15 protein-coding genes and 4 tRNA genes are annotated in these 15492 nt (G+C 40.0%); 10 read left to right on the top strand and 9 right to left on the bottom strand.

Features of this window, described 5'->3' with window-relative positions; all coding sequences use genetic code 11:
• Positions 1-2: 2 nt before the first annotated feature.
• The 3 genes from PAUR_RS06255 to cysB form a co-directional block, all read right to left on the bottom strand.
• Complete coding sequence (locus tag PAUR_RS06255) at positions 3-2777, bottom strand: collagenase (RefSeq protein WP_192506940.1); 2775 nt, start codon at positions 2775-2777, stop codon at positions 3-5.
• 316 nt (positions 2778-3093) lie between these two features.
• On the bottom strand, positions 3094-4587 hold the full coding sequence (locus PAUR_RS06250; protein WP_192506939.1) for an amidohydrolase family protein: 1494 nt from the start codon (positions 4585-4587) through the stop codon (positions 3094-3096).
• Positions 4588-4794: 207 nt separating this feature from the next.
• On the bottom strand, positions 4795-5772 hold the full coding sequence (gene cysB, locus PAUR_RS06245) for an HTH-type transcriptional regulator CysB (RefSeq protein WP_192506938.1): 978 nt from the start codon (positions 5770-5772) through the stop codon (positions 4795-4797).
• A gap of 281 nt (positions 5773-6053) precedes the next feature.
• On the opposite strand from cysB, the gene PAUR_RS06240 reads away from it, so the two are divergent.
• A complete protein-coding gene (locus PAUR_RS06240; protein ID WP_192506937.1) occupies positions 6054-6815 on the top strand; it encodes a hypothetical protein in 762 nt (253 codons plus the stop codon).
• A gap of 25 nt (positions 6816-6840) precedes the next feature.
• Here PAUR_RS06240 and PAUR_RS06235 read toward each other — a convergent pair whose 3' ends face one another.
• Positions 6841-8130, bottom strand: coding sequence for an NCS2 family permease (locus PAUR_RS06235; protein WP_192508514.1), 1290 nt, complete (start codon positions 8128-8130; stop codon positions 6841-6843).
• A 121-nt stretch (positions 8131-8251) separates the two neighbouring features.
• On the opposite strand from PAUR_RS06235, the gene PAUR_RS06230 reads away from it, so the two are divergent.
• The 3 genes from PAUR_RS06230 to PAUR_RS06220 all read left to right on the top strand — a co-directional run bounded on the left by PAUR_RS06230 (position 8252) and on the right by PAUR_RS06220 (position 9934).
• Positions 8252-8713, top strand: coding sequence for a sel1 repeat family protein (locus PAUR_RS06230; protein ID WP_192506936.1), 462 nt, complete (start codon positions 8252-8254; stop codon positions 8711-8713).
• Positions 8714-9031: 318 nt separating this feature from the next.
• The gene (locus PAUR_RS06225; protein ID WP_192506935.1) at positions 9032-9466 is read left to right on the top strand and encodes a SulA-like leucine-rich domain-containing protein; all 435 of its coding nucleotides are present in this window, start codon (positions 9032-9034) and stop codon (positions 9464-9466) included.
• Between the two features lie 12 nt (positions 9467-9478).
• Complete coding sequence (locus PAUR_RS06220) at positions 9479-9934, top strand: YchJ family protein (protein ID WP_225738296.1); 456 nt, start codon at positions 9479-9481, stop codon at positions 9932-9934.
• 25 nt (positions 9935-9959) lie between these two features.
• Here the strand turns inward: PAUR_RS06220 and PAUR_RS06215 are convergent, their stop codons facing one another.
• Entirely contained in the window at positions 9960-10481 is a 522-nt protein-coding gene (locus PAUR_RS06215; RefSeq protein ID WP_192506933.1) for a VC2046/SO_2500 family protein, read from the bottom strand.
• Between the two features lie 112 nt (positions 10482-10593).
• Between PAUR_RS06215 and PAUR_RS06210 the strand changes: the two genes are divergently transcribed.
• The 4 genes from PAUR_RS06210 (at position 10594) to PAUR_RS06195 (ending at position 11005) form a co-directional block, all read left to right on the top strand.
• Positions 10594-10678 (top strand) — tRNA-Tyr (locus PAUR_RS06210).
• A 23-nt stretch (positions 10679-10701) separates the two neighbouring features.
• Positions 10702-10786, top strand: a tRNA-Tyr gene (locus tag PAUR_RS06205).
• A gap of 23 nt (positions 10787-10809) precedes the next feature.
• Positions 10810-10894: transfer RNA gene (locus PAUR_RS06200), tRNA-Tyr, on the top strand.
• 26 nt (positions 10895-10920) lie between these two features.
• Positions 10921-11005 (top strand) — tRNA-Tyr (locus PAUR_RS06195).
• Positions 11006-11044: 39 nt separating this feature from the next.
• Here PAUR_RS06195 and PAUR_RS06190 read toward each other — a convergent pair.
• Positions 11045-11725, bottom strand: a complete 681-nt coding sequence (locus PAUR_RS06190) for a M48 family metallopeptidase (protein WP_192506932.1) — start codon at positions 11723-11725, stop codon at positions 11045-11047.
• 86 nt (positions 11726-11811) lie between these two features.
• On the opposite strand from PAUR_RS06190, the gene PAUR_RS06185 reads away from it, so the two are divergent.
• A complete protein-coding gene (locus PAUR_RS06185) occupies positions 11812-12792 on the top strand; it encodes an ion channel (RefSeq protein ID WP_192506931.1) in 981 nt (326 codons plus the stop codon).
• 9 nt (positions 12793-12801) lie between these two features.
• Here PAUR_RS06185 and PAUR_RS06180 read toward each other — a convergent pair whose 3' ends face one another.
• Positions 12802-13428 carry an HD domain-containing protein gene (locus PAUR_RS06180; RefSeq protein ID WP_192506930.1) on the bottom strand — a complete coding sequence of 209 codons (627 nt, stop codon included), beginning with the start codon at positions 13426-13428 and terminating at the stop codon, positions 12802-12804.
• 118 nt (positions 13429-13546) lie between these two features.
• Here PAUR_RS06180 and PAUR_RS06175 point away from each other — a divergent pair, with 118 nt between their 5' ends.
• The gene (locus PAUR_RS06175) at positions 13547-14737 is read left to right on the top strand and encodes a class I SAM-dependent methyltransferase (RefSeq protein WP_192506929.1); all 1191 of its coding nucleotides are present in this window, start codon (positions 13547-13549) and stop codon (positions 14735-14737) included.
• 59 nt (positions 14738-14796) lie between these two features.
• Here PAUR_RS06175 and PAUR_RS06170 read toward each other — a convergent pair whose 3' ends face one another.
• Positions 14797-15087 (bottom strand): PilZ domain-containing protein, encoded by a 291-nt coding sequence (locus tag PAUR_RS06170; RefSeq protein WP_192506928.1) that lies wholly within the window; start codon positions 15085-15087, stop codon positions 14797-14799.
• 9 nt (positions 15088-15096) lie between these two features.
• Positions 15097-15480: a response regulator gene (locus PAUR_RS06165; protein ID WP_192508513.1), complete on the bottom strand. Its 384-nt coding sequence runs from the start codon at positions 15478-15480 to the stop codon at positions 15097-15099.
• Between the last annotated feature and the right edge of the window lie 12 nt (positions 15481-15492).

Here is a 15492-nt window from a genome sequence, read left to right as displayed (position 1 = left end):
ACCTAACAGCCCCCTTCATCATAAGTTACTTTTATTGTTGTGCCGGCACTAGTTCCTGATACCTTTAAATAACCCCAATACTGCGACTGACCGTTGAGATTAATACATTCTATATTGCCTACATTATTAGAACTTGCATCAACATTTACATCATTGGGCCATCCAGAATTACTATATTCCAGCGCAATATCACCTGTACCATGTGCTGTTTCTATTTTAACTTGAGTGTGACCACTTACATCTTCCATACTAAACCACATCGGCGCCTGATTGCCTAAACACACAGCCTTTCCTGAAATAAGACGGCCACTGGTTACCGCCCCTTGTGTTTGACATGTATCTGGTAATGCCACTGCTGCTTGCTCGAAATCTGCCAATAAGCGCACATCTGCGTAACTATTATAGCCACGAACCATCACGTGATAGATCCCTGCCTCGGGCGTTGCAATATCACATTGCTCAGTACTGCCGCCTTTATAAGGGCGACAATCATATTCAGCCAATGTTGGCTTGCTGCCAAAGCGAACATAAAGATCCGCATCTCCCGTACCTTCTCCAGTAGACACTTGCAAATTAGTCGCACCAACAGGCACGTCAATAGTGTAATAGCTCAACTCATCTTGTGCTCCAGAAATGGTTAATGGTATCCCTTTACGTAAAACTGGCTCCGAGGTGTCACCACCTGTAATAACCGCACTTGATGTTACAGTGCTACTCGCCCCATTATTATCGGTAACGGTCAAACTCACCACATAATCTCCTGCATTCGCATAACGATGAATTGGGTTGGCAGTATTGCTTTGTGTGCCATCACCAAACTGCCATAAATACGTTACTATATCACCATCCGGATCGCTGCTACCTTGACTCGAGAACTGTATATCTGCATTGATCAGACCTTGATATGGGCCATTAATAACTCCGATAGGTGCATCATTAACTGTGCCACTAGCTAATTCTTGTGTCCAAGCAGTAAATTCACTTGCATATTGGCTTGACCAGCTTGAAAGCAATGTTTTGTACCCTTGCCAATCACCAACTCGGGTACGGGCTAACATAGCGTTTAGTTCATCATTATGACGTTCAAACATAAATCGTACTGCTAAATAACCCCACCGATATATCCTATCTTGGTCAAATCCGGCATACGTGGTCGCAAACACTTGCTCCAGTGAATAAGTCGACCCATCTTTTATCGTATCAATTGCCGCTTGGTTATCATTTAAGTTGGCAATGTACTCTGCCACGCCCTCACTCCACCATACAATTGCTTCTGTTGGTGCATTAAAATCACCATATAAGTCAAATCGACCATCTAAATAATGAACATATTCATGCTCTAAATTCCAAACATAGTGATCTGGCTTTGCATACGTCGCTTCATATGCAATAAAGTTTGCCTGATTGCCAACTTTACTGGGATCTCCTTCTAAATACATGCCGCCATTATTAGTATCTATTTTAAAGATAGCTTTGGCATATTTTCTATAATCATCGCTGCTGTTAAAAATATTAACTTGCAAAAAAGTATTATTGTCATCTGCTACTGGTGTTTGATTTGTTTCTAAACGTGTGTGAAAACGCACTTCTTCTGTTGCCATTGTGCTACACGCAGACACATGTTGGGCAGGCGTCATATCTTGCGACCGGATCCTAACTGTATCACTACACTGATACGTTTGTGATAGCGCCTGTGCAGTGAGTTGAGTTTCAAATCCACAAATATTGTATTTACTACAATCCGCATAATACGTTGCCACATCAGCGGCATTTAACCAAATAGCATCGCCATAGCCAAAGCTTTTATACGTTGAAAAAAGTTGAATTAAGGCCGTATCAACATGAGTTTGAATTGGGGTATTCTTATACGCTTTTAGCCTTGCGAGCTCCCCAGCAGCATTAACCATTAAGTATTCAGCGTCAGCACCGACTAACCAAGCTTTTTTTGTGAACTCACTTAATAGTTGCACAAGCTGAGTATCTGATTTCACAAGCGCTTTAAAGTTATCGTTCCACTGCCCCCGATATAAAACCGTAAAAATACCATTGATTGCGCGATGCATATTCCGCACATTGGCATAACTTTGATCAAAACGTGTTAACCACTGCTTGATTACAGGTAAATACACATCTTGTTGTTCAGAGCTATCCATAGTAGTGATAACTTCTTTTAATACTTGACCATGCGCGTCATTACTATCATAGAAGTGGCTATTATTAACAAATGCATCTATCGCACCTTTTACGGCCGGCTTTAACCAAGCTGCAAACTGCACGTTATCGTTATAAAACTCTACATAAAATCCTGCGCGAATAAATAGGAATAATGATTCTAACTCACTGCTACCTTGCCCGTTATAACTGGTTGCCATCAATTTTGCTTGATTGGCAGCGGCGAACATTTTATCTGACGTAAACACTTGTTGCTGTATAGAGGCATTCGCATTAAAAAGCTCATTAATACATGTGCTGCCTTGATTTCTTATTTCGATGAGTAGCTGTGTTGAGTTCGCGGATGCCAATGCGTTAAGATCACACGCCATCGCGACTTGAACTGTAGTGCTTAATCTTTTGACCTGGTTAAAGTCAGAAAGCTGCACTGATACTGCACTCGGTGCTCTCTCGTTTTCTAGGGGCACATGGTGGCCATGATGCGTTGTATTAACAAACTCAGAAGTGTGAGGTTTGAATGAACGGTGTGACTCTTCGTTATGTGCTAATGCACTGATACTTATACCAAGTGTTGGTAGAGCCAACATAAGCGCTGATAATTTCATACTATACCTTTTTAAATGTTGTGTGTTTAAACCTCAATATTGAGGCTTATATTTTTTACATTTAAATTACAAAGTATACAATATATTTTATATAACTTTAACGCATAAAAACCTTCCTATTTCCTACTATAGGTTCATTAATATAAAAATAAGGCTAAGCACCAATGAATTAACTTATTTTCGCTTATTAACAAAAAGTAACAATAAGCATCACATTTAAATAACCAGAAAATATCAGGGGGTTCGCTTGATTTAACACGCAGAATAAATACATTTTATTTGTCGTTTTGAAAAAGAATAACCTCACAGGTAACTGCTAATTTATCGCACTATTTACAACCTTTATCTCTCGCAAATCTTTGTTTTTACAGTGTAATGGATCCGCAGATAACACGACATAGTTAGCATGCTGACCTTCCGCGAGACACCCCGCTTGATTACTAATCTTCAAATGGACTGCTGCTGAAATAGAAATGCTTTTTAACGATTGTAACCGTGTAAAACATTGTTCGGCTCCCAAGACTCGCTCTTTTGTCATATAGCAATGAGGTGCGTACTCCATCTCCCGTGATATTGCTTGCTGAGCACTGCGTAAAGGCGACAACGGTAACAAGGGGAATCCTGATTGTAAGCAAACATTCATCCCTTGCTTAATTAAAGTCTGACAAGGCTGTAAAGTACTTTGTCCGTGGTAGCTCTGTACCCACTCAAAACCTAAATAGCCCACTTCGCCTATATTCAACGCAATTGAGTTCCCTATAACGGCCTTATAACTATCAATATCTGGTAAATCCGAACAAGTATTCGATTGCTCATTCATCCATTTAGATGTTGCATTGACCACATGAATTTCGGTCTGTTTTTGTAAATAAGTATCCAGTAAATCTAATGCCACAGGATGACTATCTACTACGCCTAAATGTGTAACACCTTGGCCTTTAGCATGACTAAGCAATTGATCTGTAAAATTAAACAAATGTGTACAGTATTGTTTTAACTGATGTTCTGGAAGAACCTCCAACAGCCATAAAAGTTGTTCATCTACCAGCCCCCCCTGCCCTTCAACCATACGATAGAAATCTAGTTTCGTTATTGTATAGTGTTGGCGCACTAGGTACTTGTGTACCTTTTCTAACACGGCGTAATTAACAAAAGCAAACGGCTTAGCCGCGTCAAAAATGACGAGCGGCTTATGAGTGTTCACTTTTGTTAGCATTCTAAAAATATCTCGATAGGTTTTTACTTCGTCGTTAAGTAATAATTGACTATAAAGCCCATACCCCAATAACCAGTCATCCTTTGAGATACCTTTTTCCAAATACATAACTGACCGCACGATATATGACAGGTCATACTGTGACATAAACTGTGATTTTTGGCAGCCGAAGCCAAATGGTCCAAAGTGGAACCATTGCTGTAAAATTGATGACGTAATTAAATGACAATGTGGCTCTATAAACCCGGGCATCACAACTTCTTCTTCGCGTAAGCAATAAAAAGTCGCAATAAATCCCGATTGATATACCCTATGCTTCACTTCTTCCAGTGAGCCTAGTGCCCATATTTTTCCATTATAAATCGCCATAGCTTCATAAAAATGTGCTTGGTTATCAAAGCTGCTATAGATTCTGCCACTATGAATAATATGAACGCACGCGCTGCTATCAAATGACTTATCATCTTCAATTACCCTTTGATTACCCACTAATTGACGTATTTGTTGTGCATATTCAGCGAGTTTATCTAATAACCCATCAAAGAATACATGGTCTAATGAAAAGGTCTGCTGCTTAAAATTTATGTCATTCATAGCATGGTCTCCAACCTAACTATACTCAGTTTAGTTAAGCCATGGAGCAAAGCTATTACACAGTATTACAGCACAGTGAAACAAATAAGTATGGTGGGCACGTGAGGTAAGCTGGTTCCATTTCGTTGGGCTTTCATGAAGTAATTATAATGGATATTGAGTTGTTACAATAATTGACTCAATACCCACACCTATTTAGTAAAGCAATTATTTAATTGGTAATTTTACATCTGCAAACAATGCATCAACATCATCTTGATTGCGTAATAAACTGGCTCTTTCAACAACATCTTTTGTCAAATGTGGTGCAAAACGCTCTATAAAATCATACATATAACCACGCAGGAAACTGCCTTTCCTAAAGCCTATTTTTGTAGTGCTCGCTTCAAATAAATGACTTGCATCAATACAGACTAAATCTTGATCGGCTTCCACATCAATCGCCATCGATGCAACAACCCCAACGCCCAGCCCTAAACGAACATAGGTTTTTATTACATCGGCATCTGTCGCGGTAAATACAATATGTGGTTCTAAACCATGCGCATTAAACGCCTTATCTAACTCAGAACGACCAGTAAAACCAAATACGTAGGTAATTAAAGGATATTGTGCAACATCCTGTACCGTTAAATTAGTCGCTTTTTGCGCCAAAGGGTGATCTTTCGCAACAACAATACTGCGATTCCAGTGATAGCATGGAAGCATAACCAAATCTGAGTATAAGTGTAGCGCCTCTGTTGCAATTGCAAAATCAGCATCTCCTCGCGCTGCAGCATCTGATATTTGCTGTGGCGTGCCTTGGTGCATATGTAACGAAACTGCCGGATACTTTTTCATAAACCCTTGAATCACATTGGGTAATGCGTACCTAGCTTGAGTGTGTGTTGTTGCAATATTAAGTTTACCTTGATCAGGCAAAGTGTGTTCATTTGCTACCGCTTTTATCCCTTCTACTTTTGATAAAATCTCACGTGCAATATTTATGACCTCAGTACCAGCACTGGTTACGTGCGTCAAATGTTTACCACTACGGCCAAAAATCTGCACGCCAAGTTCATCTTCTAGCATTCTTACCTGCTTAGAAATACCCGGTTGAGATGTATAAAGGCTCTCGGCCGTTGCAGAGACATTTAAATTGTGATTTAGCACTTCTACAATGTATTTAAGTTGTTGTAATTTCATAGCTTGATTTGTTCTTATTAATTATAAATCGGCACTGACATTCCGTGACATTGATCAGAGTAATATCATCAGTATCGTTTAGGCTAGCATATTTAAGTTGAACGAGATAGCAATTGCCCATTTTGTTTGTTTATCAGCCAAAACTGAATCATGGTCTATAATGAAAAATAATGAATTAGAAAAGTTTTTTCACACTTATGAATGTAATACTGTTCAGAATGCAATTAATTGATGTAATATAAAAAATCATCTTCTTGAGTCGTGGTCAAAGAGAATTCGTTATGTTTGTTTCTATAATTATTATGTTGATTGTTGCACTGATAGTCATTGCCGTGTGGGTGAGTGCGATTCAACAGCACAAGGAGAAACAAGAAGCTGAACGTCGTAAAGAATTAACTAAGCAAAAAAAAGTTATTGAAGAATCAGAAGACGTTTTAGTGAACAGCTCCAATATCCCTATGTCTGAAATGCTAACGCGAGTTTTGCAACGCAGAATTCATGATGCATTAGCAACCATGGTAGAGCTTTCTCCTACCTCCAGAGAATTAAAAAACCGTTTGCACGAAGCCAAAGAGCGAGTCAATACGCCTGTTGAGTCTGAAGGCAAGAGTGATGCATTATCTTTACCTGATAATGACAAGCAGCTTATCGCTTTAGTTCAAGGCATTAAAAAACTCAGAAACGTGCTTCGTTCTGAACACTCTAAGGGCAAAGTTGATACACAACAATTTGTTGCAGAAGACCGCCGTCTTGAAAAACTGCAATTAAAAATAAACGTTGAGAGCCAAATAAAGCGTGGTGTTTCAGCGCGTACCGCAAATATGGTCGGGTCCGCGAGGCAATATTTTGAAAAAGCCTATGCGACTATTTGTGCAGTAACATACAGCGATGACTATGTAACAGAAAAGAAGAATTTACTTGAATCGTACTTAAATGAAATAAGTACTGAGTTAAAAGCTTCAAATGCCTCTGCAGTTAAGAAAAAGAATGAGCAAGAGCAAGATGATTTAGATGTTTTGTTCGCGCCCAAGAAAAAGTGGTAAGCCACTTTTTCTTGGCTTGTACTTTCTAACTAAATGCAAATTTCATTACAAATAATGCACTGAGTATCCATACACTTACCGACACTTCATGGCTTTTTTTGCACAACACTTTAACCACTGTGTAAGCAATAAAGCCAAGTGCAATGCCATGGGCAATAGAAAAAGTAAGGGGTGTCATTAATAACACCACACTGACGGGGATCGCGTCACTCATGTCATCCCAATTCACAAACTTTAAATTTTGTAACATTAATACCGCAACATATAAAATAGCCCCAGCTGTCGCATATGCAGGCACCATTTGCGCCAAGGGCGCAAAAAATATCATCAACAAGAAACATACCCCAACCACCACCGCAGTCAGGCCTGTTTTTCCACCCACAGAAACCCCTGATACGGATTCTATATATGATGTCGTTGTTGAAGTGCCTAACATCGACCCTGCGATGGTTGCCGTACTATCTGCTGACAAAGCACGACCTAAACGAGGCATCTTGCCATGCTCATCGGCTAATCCGGCTTTCTGTGTGACTGCGACTAAAGTACCTGAAGTATCAAACAAATCGACGAACAAAAATGCAAATACAACACTCAACATCGACAATTCTAATGCTGACGTAATATCTAATTGCAGCATTGTGGGCATTACACTCGGAGGCGCAGACACAATACCGTGATACTCAACTAAACCAAGTCCCCACGCACAGGCGGTTACGAGAAAGATACTTAGTAACACACCACTTTTAATGTCTCGAAACATTAATGCTGCAATAATAAAGAAACTTAAAATTGCCAATAAAGGTCCAGCCGACGTAATATCACCAAGTTGTACTAGGGTTGCAGGGCTTGCCACAATAATACCGGCATTTTTTAATGCAATAAGTGCCAAAAATGCCCCAATACCAGTCGCAATAGCTTGCTTTAGAACCAACGGAATTGCTTGGATCACCCACTCTCTCACTTTAAACAGACTAAGTAATAGAAATAAGCAGCCAGACAAAAATACGGCACCGAGGGCGGATTGCCATGCGTGCCCCATACCCAACACCACGCCATAAGTAAAAAATGCGTTCAACCCCATCCCAGGGGCTAGCGCTAAAGGATAGTTTGCCCAAAACCCCATTATGAAACATCCAATCGCCGCAGCAATGCAAGTTGCCACAAACGCGGCCCCCATATCAACCCCTGCTTCAGAGAGCATTGCTGGGTTTACAAATACAATATAAACCATAGTAACAAATGTAGTTAACCCGGCGATCACTTCGGTTTTGACCGTCGTCCCTTGATGGGAAAGTGCAAATAAACGTTCCAGCATAATGTAAGGTATATAAATTAGAAACAAGTGCTTGGATTTTAACATAAAGCACTGACTTAATCGGACAAAAACGTTAGAATTCAGCTACACTAAATAGTGCATAAATAAACACGGTTGTAATATGGAAAAATCTCAGTTAGACAATGCAGCAAGTCATGATCTTGAACAGCAATTATTGAACGTACTTGAATTTGTCACAGCACCAATAAATAGTGAAGCTCGTCTACCTGAAGCAACTGACACAGCACAAGCTTATAAAAAAGGCTTATACTACCTCAAAGAACAATCATACCCGTTAGCTGCTAAATGGATACGTCTTGCCGCGATGTCTGGTGACAACAAAGCACAATTTTATCTTGGTCTACTATTTATTAAAGGACAAGGTGTTCCACAAAGTGCATTCCACGGTATGGCATGGTTGGTATTAGCCCAAAGTCAAGGGGTTACCGCCGCTCAAGAAATGATTGAACAAGTAAAACCCCACCTAACAACCAAACGAATTAAAGATGCACAATGCTATGCCGCAACATTATATGAGCAAATCCACCAGCTACAGTTTTTAAGCCCTGAACCGCAAAAGTAAATCGTCTCCTGTTTGGTAGTATAAAACGCTGATAGTTACCACATTAAAGAGTACGTATTGATCGTACTCTGATTATTCTGTTAATGCTTTTACAAATAGCATTACCTTTGCGCTTCTGTGGCCACATTCTTATGCTCAACTTATATCCTAAAAGACACGACTCGCGTATATGTACACCATAAAAAGTATTTATTTAAAAGGTGAGTACTTTATGAACTTCCGCACATTTTTTAAACAAAAAAATTGAAATTCTTCTTGCCTTAAAACACTGTATAAACTACTGTATATAAATACTGTATATAACACCAGTGAGTAAATATGTTAAACACCAATGCCTATCCACTCGTTTTGCGTAGTAAAGTGCACCAACAGACACACTTAAAAATGGTTCACACTCGTGATGATATCAGTGCGAATTTAGAGTTATTGAATATTATTCATTTGTGTAACCAAAAGCATGGTTGGACATTGTTAATAGCGCCTGAGCATATTCCTAATAAATCTATGCTTGAGCGATGCTCAATAGATTCAAGTAAATTGCTGGTTATTAAACAAAAACATATTTCAAATTTACAGTATGTACTAAACGAAGCACTCAATAATGGTAACTTTGCAGCTGTGATCACATGGACCAATGTAACCACCGCAGATCAGTTACAAAACATGAACTTAAATTTGTCTGGTACAGAATTATTTTGTTTTTCGAAAATACCAAGTCAAGATACGTGTACAATAGACGCTATGATTTCTTAAGTAACCTCTAATATGTGCTATTGCTCCGATCTACAACCTTACGATAAATGTTGTAAACCCTTCATTGAGGGCAGTAATAGCCCTTCATCAGCAGAGCAGCTAATGCGCTCTAGGTACTCAGCATATTGCATAAAGAATGCAAATTATATTCTTAATACGTATGCATCTTCTCAACAGAAGATGCATAACACGACTGACATACTGCAATTCGCTAATGAAGTCAGCTTTATTAAGCTTGACGTTATTAAGACTTCAGACAATGATTTATATAGCTACGTAGAGTTTAAAGCACATTATTTAGTTGAAGATAAACATTGTCAGCTCCATGAAAACTCGAGGTTTGTTCAAGAATGTGGGCTTTGGAAGTACTTAGACGGTGAGTTATTTGACCCGCCAGAAATTAAAATAGGCCGAAATGATCTATGCCCCTGCGGAAGTAGTAAAAAATTTAAGAAGTGCCACGGGTAGTCTAGTCGTACTAAAAATAATAGCATTATGCGCTTTGCATTAGCGCATTTTGCATTTCTTGACTATTAAGTTGATCGTACATTGCCGCTGCATCCATTTTTGGTTTATCGATCGCCGCACCACCATGTATTTCTGACTCAAGTCTATGCCTAACAGCTAACTCACAATTATCAACAACCATTAACGGGATATGTTTGTAATCATCACGAATAGCCAGTGGTTCAGGGTCAAGGCAATTAGCTAAGCGCAAACTTGTCATACTGCTTTGAGACAAAGATTCGGCGTTATTTTTTCCTATGAGCATATCAAACTGTGCTGGCGCTAAGCTTTGTTTTGGGCCAACTTGAAACTCTTTTTTGAGCGCATCTTCGCTTAAGTCTGATTCTACTGTTTCATCTTCTGGTAGGTGAAACTGACTAAAATCAAGTGCATCTTGAGACAGCATGGCTAATAACATCGAAAAGTCAGCACGGCGTTGTTCATTAACGCTAACAGAGAGTGCCCCGTCAAGTTGATCTTCTCTGGTTAAAATACTGCCTATTTGCATAGAGTTTCACCGATTGTGCCTAAATATAATTATTTATCGGCATTTTTTACATTTTCTTTAGTGGTTTTCTTTACTTAATTAAAAACTTTGATATTATCAGCGCCGTTGTTTAGGAGGGGTTCCCGAGCGGCCAAAGGGATCAGACTGTAAATCTGACGGCACTGCCTTCGCTGGTTCGAATCCAGCCCCCTCCACCATAACAACGAAACAAATACAATTTGGAGGGGTTCCCGAGCGGCCAAAGGGATCAGACTGTAAATCTGACGGCACTGCCTTCGCTGGTTCGAATCCAGCCCCCTCCACCATAACAACGAAACAAATACAATTTGGAGGGGTTCCCGAGCGGCCAAAGGGATCAGACTGTAAATCTGACGGCACTGCCTTCGCTGGTTCGAATCCAGCCCCCTCCACCAAATTGTTTTTGATAGCTCCATAAGATGGAGGGGTTCCCGAGCGGCCAAAGGGATCAGACTGTAAATCTGACGGCACTGCCTTCGCTGGTTCGAATCCAGCCCCCTCCACCATCTTACTTATTTTCTCAAGACTCCGTTATTTTTCTTCTCTTATTGTGCCTTGGAAATAAATAAACTTCTGCCACTTACCCGAAACCATTTTACATTCTCTTGATAATCACTACAGTAGCGTGAAACAATTTGCCAAAATGCATGATTATGTGCCAATACATGACAATGCGCTAATTCATGAATAATGACATACTCTATAGCGGCTTTATGAGCACCTACTAACAATGTATTAAATGTCAGTGCCTTATTACTGGAACAACTTCCCCAACGGCTCTTGTACTCTCTAAACTTCACCGATGCTATACAGACTCCCATATTTTTAGCCAACGTTGGTAACACGGACATGACATACCGCTCTAGCTCACTTTGTAAAAGTGACAACAACGCCTTTCTGCACTCTGCCGTATTGCTTGGCTGCCTGACACACACATTCACAGTCTGTTTATTATGAATAACTTCACTTTCACCCGTGGAATGAAAATGGCACTCGTAAACCTCTCCAAAAATACGAACTTTAGAAGACACCCAAGGCACTTGTAATTGAGGTAGAGTCTGTAGTTTTTTCTGCTGTGCCAATACCCAGCTCTGTTTGCTTAGTAGCCAACTATGCAATTGATGCGTAGAAACCCCCATTGGCGTATGTACGACCACACCTGCCTCTGTGACTTTTATAGCAATACTGCGCCGGCGGTTGCTTGGTTTTAATTGGTATTCAAACATAACGATAAAATTATTTACTTTTCTCCATTCTACCTTGCAAATTAACTGCTAACCTATAAGTAAATGATGAAAAAGATCAGTTAGCTATGAATTCAAAACCGTGTTGCCAATATCAATCACCTGATGGACAAATATGTCAGGAAATTGATATGGGTTCAGGGTTCTGTTTTTGGCATGATGCAAAATTCGACAAAAGTGGACTAGAGCTCACTCAAAAGCTTGAACGGTACGCAAAACGCGGTGGTCTACTACAAGGATTGGAACTAAAGCGTGCAAATCTCGAAGGGCTTAATTTAGTAAAGTTTGGTGATCACAATGGATATGACCTTTCTTATGGTAATTTCTACCGAGCTAATTTACGCGGTGCGCATTTATTTAACAATACGATTGAGCATGCTTCTTTAATGAAATCAGATTTACGTGAAGCCAATCTACATTGCTGTAAACTGGAAAATACAAATTTGTTAGGTGTTAAATTAGATAATACCCGTATTGATAACCTACAACTAGGTGACAAACTTATGCAGGAAGTACGGGCACATCAAGCAATCAAAGAAAAAGCGCCTGATGACGCCATTGATTTGTTCCAACAATCCGAGGAAATTTATCGGTTGCTAAGAAAAGCTGCAGAGCAACAAGGATTATTTGAAATGGCGGGTAAGTATACGTATAACGAACTGCGTATGCGGCATCAACAATACCCTAAAAACTCCAAGAAACGCTGGATATCTAGCGCCATAAATTTACTCTGTGGATATGGTGAAAAGCCTGAAAATGTAATTCGTTTTAGCTTAATTATGATCGCCGTTTGCGCCGTTTTATACTTTATTACAGGCATTAGCTACCAAGACCAGATCATACAATTGAGCAGTAGCAATACATTCGTAGAAAACCTCAGTGCATTACTCAATAGCTTCTACTTCAGTGTTGTCACATTTACAACGCTCGGTTACGGAGATATTACCCCGGTTGGTATATCTCGACTTATTGCCAGTATTGAGGCTTTTACTGGCAGTTTCTCTCTGGCCCTGTTCGTGGTAGTTTTCGTTAAACGTATGACCCGATAACATATATGTTTAACTGATTTCCTCTTTTAATTTCATCAAAAAGTCCTCCATGAAAGCGGTGCGTTTGGCTGCTTCACTCTTTGCTGCATCGGTGTGCATTTGCGCCGCGATATGCAATAGCTTAATAAAGAAATGATCTAATGTGTACTTCTTATCATCAGCCTCTCGATATTCACACATTGGATCTTCTGGATGATATAAATGTCGTGCAATCGCTCCCCCGACCTTCATACAGCGACTCACACCAATTGCGCCTAATGCATCCATCCGGTCTGCATCTTGAACAATTTTTGCTTCTAATGTCATTGGAGTTACGTTCGCACTAAAGCTATGTGCCACAATCGCATGATGTATCGCAGCTAATTTAGTATCATCATATCCTAGTGATTGCAGAAAAATGACCGCTTTATCGGCTGCCATGTGTGATGCTTTTGCTCTATCAGGGTGATTTTTTGCCACAGCTACGCAATCGTGTAACCACGCTGCAGGAAGCACAATACTCAGATCTGCATTTTCTACTTCGGTAAGTTGCTTTGCGACTTTAACCACGCGTTCAATATGCGTTATATCGTGCGCAGTATCAGCAAAAGTACCCCCTAGCATAAATTCGCGACATGCCGCTTCTATATTTTGCATAAAAATCTCTTAAAAAATGAATGAAACTGACCTAAAACCCATTAATCACGGTGTTTTCATTGTATGTTGACACGGGCTTAACTAAAATGGCAAGTACTCAATTTAGTTAGGAATTTGTATGTCTAGTGTGGTCTATTTGCAACCCGGTAGAGAAAAGTCACTTAAACGTAAACACCCTTGGATATTTTCCAAGGCAATAAAAAAAATAAAAGGCAAGCCTGCGCTGGGTGACACTGTAACGGTATATAGTCATGACGGAAAGTTCCTTGCTACAGCAGCATATAGCCCTGAGTCACAGATCAGAGCCCGCGTGTGGACTTTTGATGAACATGAACAAATTGACACCCAGTTTTTCATTAAGAAGCTTGAGCGTGCACTTAATGCTCGTCAACATGTGATTAATGAAGGAGGCTTAACGGGATTTAGACTTAGTGCTGCAGAATCTGATGGTCTTCCCGGTATTACTATTGATAAGTTTGACGACTATTTAGTCTGTCAGCTACTCAGTGCCGGTGCTGAACGCCACAAAGGCGACTTACTCATGGCGCTTCGTCATGTCTTTCCTGAGTGCAAGATATATGAACGCTCTGATGTGGAGGTTCGTACCAAAGAAGGCTTAGATAAAACTACAGGCGCACTGTGGGGTGATGCGCCAACTCAACCAATACTCATTGAAGAAAATGGCTTAAAATTAGAAGTCGATATCATTAACGGCCACAAAACTGGCTTTTATCTTGATCAGCGAGACAGTCGAGCTGCATTAGAACGTTTTTCAAAAGGTAAAAGCGTCTTAAATTGCTTTTGTTACACAGGAACTTTTGGTTTATACGCACTAAGAGGCGGTTGTGAAAATGTGATAAATGTTGACGTATCACAAGCCGCTCTCGATATCGCCAAACGTAATGTTGAGCACAATGAACTCGACATATCGCGAGCCGAATTTGTCAAACAAGATGTCTTTAAACTGTTACGCCAATACCGTGATGAGGGCCGACAGTTTGATACCATTGTGATGGATCCACCAAAGTTTGCAGAAAGTAAAGCACAACTCAACGGAGCATGTCGCGGCTATAAAGATATCAACATGATAGCAATGCAAATATTAAAGCCAGGTGGCACATTACTGACTTTCTCTTGCTCAGGCTTAATGGAACAAAACTTGTTTCAAAAGGTGGTTGCAGATGCTGCACTTGACGCAGGGAAAGACTTGCTGATTGTTGAACGATTAAACCAAGCAGCAGATCACCCTATTTCAGGTAATTACCCAGAAGGGTTTTACCTCAAAGGTTTAGTTTGTAAAGTGTATTAACGTATCCATGCAATATCTAAAAAGGGGCTATTGCCCCCTTTAATTTTAGCCTAATACATTTAATTAAACTGGGTGATCTCAAGCCCAAGTAAATAACCAGGTTCTTGTTCTTGTGTACATCGTACCACTTTAGCATGCGCGTTCAAAGGAGGCGTAGAGCTGCTATTTGAATCTATGTATACTTCCACCAACGTATCCATTTCTATCGGTTCTTCGATTTCAATAGATAACCCCGTTGCACTCAAGTCGTTACATATTCCCTCTAAAGTCAGCCCAGATTCTAACAATTTAATTTGTGCTTTCGCGTTGACCATCATTCGCATAAAACGACGTTTGTCTTCGTGCAACATACCCAACTCCTAGACCATTAATTTTAGTTTTTCTAATAAGGATTGCATTGAAAAGGGTTTAACCACATATGCGTCACACCCTGCTTCAAAGCCAGCCTGTTGTTCTTGCTCAGTTTCAAGCCCTGATAGCATAACAACTGGTATATCTTTGGTTTCCGGTGTATTTTTTAACAGTCGGCATGTATCATAACCATCCAGTCCAGGCATACACACATCAAGTAAAATCGCATCTGGCCGTTGCGCTATCGCATTAGACAAACAGCTTTTACCTGAATCTGCATAACTCAATGTAAACACCTCAGACAATGCCATACTCAGCATTTCATAGTTAAAATATTCATCATCCACAACCAATACATGAGGCGTGGTATTCCTTGTTTGCTCTGCGGACATGGTTAGTGTCAC

Origin of the sequence: Pseudoalteromonas aurantia 208 (assembly GCF_014858725.1) — a bacterium.
Taxonomy (GTDB): Bacteria; Pseudomonadota; Gammaproteobacteria; order Enterobacterales; family Alteromonadaceae; genus Pseudoalteromonas; species Pseudoalteromonas aurantia.
The sequence above is the reverse complement of the archived record's forward strand: the minus strand, read 5'-3'. Positions and strand labels throughout refer to the sequence as shown.